This window comes from Pseudomonas sp. A125 (genome assembly GCF_055409485.1).
In genome coordinates this window covers 66286-73288 of record NZ_JBUZVP010000035.1, presented here as the reverse complement: position 1 = coordinate 73288, position 7003 = coordinate 66286, and the positions used below count along the sequence as shown (strand labels likewise).

Sequence of the window (7003 nt, the reverse complement as noted above, 5' to 3'; positions counted from 1 at the left end):
GCGACGGGCCAGGGACGGGCCGTCGCGGCGGCCCGCGGAGTAATGCCGGAGTGAGGGCACACCGAGCCTAAGCGAGGTGCCGAGTGGTGGGGCAAGAGCGTTTTGCTTACTTTTGCGCTGTTCAAAAGTGAGCCGCCGTAAGGGCGGAACCCATAGCCGCCCTGACCGCAGCAACGGATATGTACTCGATCCCACAGCCTCAGAGCTTGTAATCAATATCCGTACGCTCCAACTGCCGAATCAACGCATTCCAGTGCCGCGCCACCCCCGGCCCATCACCGCTCTTGAACACCTCGGCCTGCTTCTCAACCTTGGCCACCACCTCGGCCGGCGGAAAGATCAATTCAGCATTCCCCCCCGCCTGCGCCGCAATCTGGATATTGCACGCCCGCTCCAACCCCTGCAGTTGCTGAAACGCATGCTCAACACTCACCCCCGCCGTCAGCAGCCCATGGTTACGCAGGATCATCACACTCTTGTCCCCCAGGTCTGCCACCAACCGCTCACGTTCATCCAGATCCAGGGCCACGCCCTCATACCCGTGATACGCCACGCGCCCGGAAAACCCGATGGAATGCTGAGAGATAGGCAACAAACCATCCTTCTGCGCCGACACCGCAATACCGTCGCGAGTATGCGTATGCAGCACTGCCTGCAGGTCGTGGCGAGCCGCATGGATAGCGCTGTGGATCACGTAGCCCGCGTAGTTGATCCCCAGCCCGGTAGGGTCATCGACGATCGTACCGTCGATGTCCACCTTGACCAGGTTCGACGCGCTGATCTCATCAAACAACAACCCAAAGGCATTGATCAGGAAATGCTCCTCAGGCCCCGGCACACGGGCAGAGAAGTGCGTGTAGATGTGGTCAGTCCACTTGTACAGAGCGGCCAGCCGATAGGCCGCCGCCAGCTTGACGCGCACCTCCCACTCTTGCGCGGTGACCCGCTGGCGGACGTTGTTCGAGACACTGGAGATCGAGGTGACGCTGCTCATGGCAAAACTTCCTGGATGGCCTTAAGGACTTCCAGGCGAGCCTAGGGGATGACCAAAAATAATAAAAAGCACATTTTAATCTAAGCTAATTATTATTTTTTTTCATATCAAGCTGCGCGGCGGATCTTGTGTAACGACGCCGCCACCAGCTTGCCAAACACATCCACCGGCCCCTGCAAATTACCGAGGAAGTGCGGGTAGATCAGCCACAGGTCCATCACCGGTTTGAAATCCTTCAACGGCATGGCCGCCAATTGATCGCGATGCACGCTGCGTTCCAGCAACGGGCGTGGCACCAGGCCAAGGCCCAGGCCGTCCGCCACCAGGCCCAGTTGCAGTTCGGTGCCGAAGGTCTCCAGGTTGACCCGCAACGCCAGCCCCTGGTCCGACAAGGTGCGTTGCAAGCCGGCGCGAAAACCACAGCCATCGGGGTTCAGGATCCAGCCGTTCTGGTACACGTGCGCCAGCTTGCAGGGCTTTTTCGGCAGTTGGGCCTTGGCACACACCACTACCAGTTCCATCTTGCCAATGGACTCGCCGACGATGTTGTCCGGGAAGATCTTGCCCGCCGGGAACAACGCCGCCGCTGCGTCCAGTTCGCCGCGCTCGATCTTGCCCACCAGTTGGCTGCCCCAGCCGGTGGCCACTTGGGCACGCAGCTCGGGGTATTCAGTGCGCAGGTGCTTGAGCGCATCGAGCAGCACCACGTCACCGATGGTTTGCGGCACGCCCAGGCGCAGCACGCCGGTGGGCGGTGCGTCGGTGGCAACCAGTTCGCGCAGGGCGTCCATTTCCCGAAGGATCGAACGGCACTGTTCATACACCCGCGTACCGATCAAAGTAGGCTTGAGCGGCTTGGTGTTGCGGTCGAACAACTCCACCCCCAACGCCTGCTCGAAGTTCTGCACACGGCGAGTGATGGCCGGCTGGGTCAGTTGCAACGACTCGGCGGCATGGCTGATGGACTGGCAACGAATCACTTCGACAAAGGCATCGATATCGTCAATTTTCATTTGGGCCGCACATAGAGAACAGTCATTAAGATGTGTGAAAAGCATAGTTCCATTCCCCCTGGCTGGATAGCCCAGGGGCCGATAGATAACGTCTAACGCTATTCAAACCGGTTCTAAATTACTTTCGGCTATAACCTAATCATTAAAAAATAGCATATTAACTATAAACATTATGCTTAGATAAACCCATCACCACGAACCACCCACGATGGAATTGTCATGACCCAGGCCCGACACCCGGAGAGACTCAGAGCATTCATTGGCGCCCTGGCGGAATTGATCGACGGCAACCCTCGCGAAGGCGACCTGCTGCACCGCGGCGGCAAGCTGCTGGCGCAACTGGTGAGCCATGACGACTGGCTGCCAGACGAATTTGCCCAACCCAACCCCGAGCGTTACCAGCAGTTCCTGCTGCACGCCGATTCGCGCCAGCGTTTCAGTATCGTCAGCTTTGTGTGGGGGCCAGGGCAAACCACACCGATCCATGACCACCGGGTGTGGGGGCTGATTGGTATGCTGCGTGGCTCCGAATATTCACAGGGCTTTGAGCGTAACGCCGAGGGCGCATTGATCGCCGACGGCAAGCGCATCCAGCTGGAACCCGGGCAGGTGGAAGCCGTGTCGCCGAAAATCGGTGACATCCACCAAGTCAGCAATGCCTTCAGCGACCAGGTGTCGATCAGCATTCATGTGTACGGCGCCAACATCGGTGCCGTGCGCCGCGCCGTGTACCAGCCGGACGGCAGCGAGAAACTGTTTATCTCCGGTTATTCCAACGCCTTTCTCCCGAACATCTGGGATTTGTCCAAAGACGCCCTGTCCAAAGAGAGCCCTGCACTATGACTGCATCGAATCGCACCTTCGCCCAGATTCGCCAGGCCCTGCTGGACCATGAAGAAGTCGCCCTTGTAGATGTGCGCGAGGAAGCGCCTTTCGCCGAATCCCACCCCCTGTTCGCCGCAAATATCCCACTGTCGAAACTGGAGCTGGAGGTGTACTCGCGCATCCCGCGCCGGGATACCCACATCACCGTCTACGACAACGGCGAAGGCCTGGCGCAGATCGCTGCCCGGCGTTTGCAGGCGCTCGGCTACACCCAGGTCAGCCTGCTGGAAGGCGGCCTGGACGGTTGGCGCAGCGCCGGTGGCGAGCTGTTCATCGACGTCAACGTGCCGAGCAAATCCTTTGGCGAACTGGTGGAAAGCCAGCGTCACACACCGTCCCTGGCGGCTGAAGAAGTGCAGGCCTTGCTCGACAGCAACGCCGACGTGGTGGTGCTCGACGCCCGCCGCTTTGATGAATACCAGACCATGAGCATTCCCACCGGCATCAGCGTGCCCGGGGCCGAGCTGGTGTTGCGCGCCCGTGAATTGGCGCCCGACCCTGCCACCCGCATCATCGTCAATTGCGCCGGGCGTACCCGCAGCATCATCGGCACCCAGTCGCTGATCAACGCCGGCATCGCCAACCCGGTGTCGGCCCTGCGCAACGGCACCATCGGCTGGACCCTAGCCGGGCAGAAGCTGCAACACGGCCAGGCCCGACGCTTTGCGCCGACCTCGGAAGAACACCGCCAGGTCGCCGCCAAGGACGCCCGCCAAGTCGCCGACAAGGCCCGCGTAGGCCGCGCCACCCTCGCCGACCTGCAACGCTGGCAGCAGGAAGCGACACGCACCACTTACCTGTTCGACGTACGCACCCCGGAAGAATTCGAGGCCGGCCACCTGCCCGGCTCGCGCTCCACACCGGGCGGCCAACTGGTGCAGGAAACCGATCACGTCGCCAGCGTACGTGGCGCCCGCCTGGTGCTGGCGGATGACGATGGTGTGCGGGCCAATATGTCTGCGTCCTGGCTCGCGCAGCTGGGTTGGGAAGTGCATGTGCTGGATGGCCTGCAACCTGCGCACTTCAGCGAACCGGGCAACTGGGTCGCTCCCGTTCCGGCGCCGCAGCAGGCCGAGTTGATCAGCCCGCACACCCTCGCCGAATGGCAGGCTCATGGCGACACCGCGGTACTCGATTTCACCGCCAGCGCCAACTACGTCAAGCGCCACATTCCCGGTGCATGGTGGGCATTGCGCGCACAACTGCCCGAGGCCTTGCGCAAGGTGCCTGCTGCCGAACGCTACGTGTTGACCTGCGGCAGCAGCCAACTGGCGCGCCTGGCAGTGGCTGAAGTCGAAGCGCTGACCGGCAAGCCCGTGTTCCTGCTGCACGACGGCACCGCCGCCTGGATCGCCGCGCAACTGCCGCTCGAGGAAGGCGAGACCCGCCTCGCCTCACCGCGCATCGACCGCTACCGCCGCCCGTACGAAGGCACCGACAACCCGAAGGAAGCCATGCAGGCCTACCTGGACTGGGAGTTCGGCCTGGTGGACCAGTTGGCCCGCGACGGCACCCATGGTTTTTATGTGATCTGAACACCATCAGGGGCGAGCCCGCTCGCTCCTCTTCCCACTACCGGCCGACCCCTTCTCCAGGCGGAGGCGACTGAACGCAAGACCTGGCCTGGAGCCCGCCTGATGCGCTTTACCCTTGCCCTTTTATTGGCCGCCCTCACCCTGGGTGCGACCTGCCAGGCCGCCGACCTGCAACCTCTGCGGGTGGCCAACCAGAAATCCACCATCAAGGCACTGCTGGAAGTCGCCGGCGAAACCCGGGATGTGCCCTACGATATCCAGTGGTCCGAATTCCCCGCCGCCGCGCCGCTGGGCGAAGCCCTCAACGCCGGCGCCGTGGACATCGGCGCCCTGGGGGATGCGCCCTACGTATTCGCCCTTGGCGCCGGAGCACCGCTGAAGGTGGTGAGCATCATCCACGCCGAAGGCCGCAACACCACCGCGCTGATCGTTCCGAAAGACTCCCCGATCCACGATCTCGCCGACCTCAAGGGCAAGCGTATCGTCACCACGCGTGGCTCCATCGGGCACTTCCTGGCGATCAAGGCGCTGCGCAGTGCCGGCCTTTCGACCCACGACGTGCAGTTCATCTTCCTGCTGCCCAGCGAGTCACGGCTGGTGCTGGATAACGGCACCGTCGATGCCTGGTCGACCTGGGACCCGTACACCACCGTGGTCACCAGCCAGAGCCAGGCAAGGATCCTCGCCAGCGGCAATAACCTGTTGAGCAATCACCTGTACCTCGCCGCCACCAGCAAGGCGATCGCCGACAAGCGCGTGCAGCTGGACGACTTTGTGGCCCGGGTCGACCGCGCCTACCGCTGGAGCAACGAGCACCCCAAAGAGTACGCCGCCGCCATGGCCAAAATCACCGGCCTGCCGCTGGAGGTGCATATCGCCGTGGCTAACGACACCCATATGCAGCCGGTCGCCATTGACGACTCGGTGATCAGCGGCCTGCAAACCACTGCCGACATCTACCAGCAAGAAGGCCTGCTGACCAAACACATCGACGTCTCCCAAGGCTTCGACCAAAGCTTCAACGCCAAGCGCGCCCCGCTTACCCAGGCTTCGCGCTGAAAGGAGAGAGAACATGAGCAAACGCCGACGGAAACTCGGTGCCACGGTGCACGGCGTCGGTCACGGCGGGGGCGAATGGCGCCACCCGCAGGCGCAACCCTGGTTCGAAGCGGGCGCTACAACCTCTGACACCCCCGCTATCTCAAGGAGCGAATCATCGCTTTTACCCGCAGGGAACTGATTTCCCGTATTGCCGCCGTGGGCGGTTATTCCGCCGCGGTCACTGGACGCGGCGACGGGGCACCAGGGACTTCGACGACGAGCAGCTTTTCAACGCCGGCCCCGCGCGCATTCTCAGCCACCACCAAAAATGCTGTTAATCCCTGCACCGCAAAAACCTGTTTGGCGGGGGTACCTCTGTTGAGGTGCTTTGTGTGGTGAGGGGGCTTGTCCCCCTTACCGCAGGACAAGCATCTAGCAACCGCCGGCCAGGCGTTCACGCAGGAATTCGATCAACGCCTGCACCGGGCGCGAGCTTTGGCGATGCTGGGGGTACACCGCCGAGAGCGTCAGGGGCTCGGGGGCGAAGTCTTGCAGCAGCGTCACCAGTCGGCCGTTTTGCAGGGCCTCGAGGACGATAAAGTTCGGCAGGTAGCTGATGCCCAATCCAGCCACGGCAGCGTCGCGCAGCAACTCACCATTGTTGACACGCATGCGCCCGCTGACGCTGCGGGTGTGGGGTTTGCCGTCAACCTTGAAGTGCCATTGCACCTGGCGCCCGTGCCCATAGGGCAGGCAGGCGTGCTCGGCCAATTCGTCCGGCGTCTGCGGCGTACCGTGTTCGGCCAGGTAATCCGGGCTGGCGCAGTACACCCGCTGGATGCTGGCGATGCGGCGAGCGATCAGGGTCGAGTCTTCGAGGGTGCCGATGCGCAGCACCAGGTCGTAACCTTCGCTGATCAGGTCTACCGGACGGTCGCTGAGGTCCACTTCCACACTGACATGGGGGTGACGTTGCAGAAACTGTGGCAGCAGGCTGCCCAGGTGGGCCATGGCGAAGGACAGCGGTGCGCTCAGGCGGATGGTGCCCCGGGGCTCGGTGTTTTGCCCGGCGATGCCCTGCTCCACTTGCTCGACTTCACTGAGCAGGCGCAAGGCGGATTCGTAGTAGCTCTGGCCCAGCGGCGTGACATCCAGGCGGCGAGTGGAGCGGTTGAGCAGGCGTACGCCCAGGCGCTCTTCCAGCTGGATCAGGCGACGGCTGACAAATTGCTTGGACAGGCCAAGGTGTTCGGCGGCAGCGGTAAAACTGCCGGATTCCATGACCTGGCAAAACAGGCGCATGTCTTCGAAGGGGTTCATTGTCGCTTCTCGGTGGACGCTGAAGCTCTTTATAACCGGGTTGTCGCATCGCCACCAATCAAATATCGATACCCCTGTGGCGAGGGAGCTTGCTGTGGCGAGGGGGCTTGCTGTGGCGAGGGAGCTTGCTCCCGCTGGAGTGCGAAGCGCTCCCAGGATGTTTGGGGCCGCTACGCAGCCCAGCGGGAGCAAGCTCCCTCGCCACAGCAAGCTCC

At 62.5% G+C, this 7003-nt stretch carries 6 protein-coding genes; 3 read left to right on the top strand and 3 right to left on the bottom strand.

Features of this window, described 5'->3' with window-relative positions; all coding sequences use genetic code 11:
- Positions 1 to 199: 199 nt before the first annotated feature.
- Together ACZRN6_RS31780 and ACZRN6_RS31775 are read right to left on the bottom strand one after the other, a co-directional pair.
- A complete protein-coding gene (locus ACZRN6_RS31780) occupies positions 200 to 994 on the bottom strand; it encodes a class II aldolase/adducin family protein (protein ID WP_322145680.1) in 795 nt (264 codons plus the stop codon).
- 107 nt (positions 995 to 1101) lie between these two features.
- Positions 1102 to 2007 (bottom strand): LysR family transcriptional regulator, encoded by a 906-nt coding sequence (locus ACZRN6_RS31775; protein WP_464009688.1) that lies wholly within the window; start codon positions 2005 to 2007, stop codon positions 1102 to 1104.
- Between the two features lie 219 nt (positions 2008 to 2226).
- Here ACZRN6_RS31775 and ACZRN6_RS31770 point away from each other — a divergent pair, with 219 nt between their 5' ends.
- The 3 genes from ACZRN6_RS31770 (at position 2227) to ACZRN6_RS31760 (ending at position 5486) form a co-directional block, all read left to right on the top strand.
- Positions 2227 to 2850 carry a cysteine dioxygenase family protein gene (locus tag ACZRN6_RS31770; RefSeq protein ID WP_322145682.1) on the top strand — a complete coding sequence of 208 codons (624 nt, stop codon included), beginning with the start codon at positions 2227 to 2229 and terminating at the stop codon, positions 2848 to 2850.
- The gene (locus tag ACZRN6_RS31765) at positions 2847 to 4427 is read left to right on the top strand and encodes a rhodanese-related sulfurtransferase (RefSeq protein ID WP_464009687.1); all 1581 of its coding nucleotides are present in this window, start codon (positions 2847 to 2849) and stop codon (positions 4425 to 4427) included. Before ACZRN6_RS31770 ends, ACZRN6_RS31765 begins: the two co-directional genes overlap by 4 nt.
- A 102-nt stretch (positions 4428 to 4529) precedes the next feature.
- The gene (locus tag ACZRN6_RS31760; RefSeq protein ID WP_464009686.1) at positions 4530 to 5486 is read left to right on the top strand and encodes an ABC transporter substrate-binding protein; all 957 of its coding nucleotides are present in this window, start codon (positions 4530 to 4532) and stop codon (positions 5484 to 5486) included.
- A 414-nt stretch (positions 5487 to 5900) separates the two neighbouring features.
- On the opposite strand, the gene ACZRN6_RS31755 is transcribed toward ACZRN6_RS31760, so the two are convergent.
- A complete protein-coding gene (locus ACZRN6_RS31755) occupies positions 5901 to 6788 on the bottom strand; it encodes a LysR family transcriptional regulator (protein WP_322145685.1) in 888 nt (295 codons plus the stop codon).
- Between the last annotated feature and the right edge of the window lie 215 nt (positions 6789 to 7003).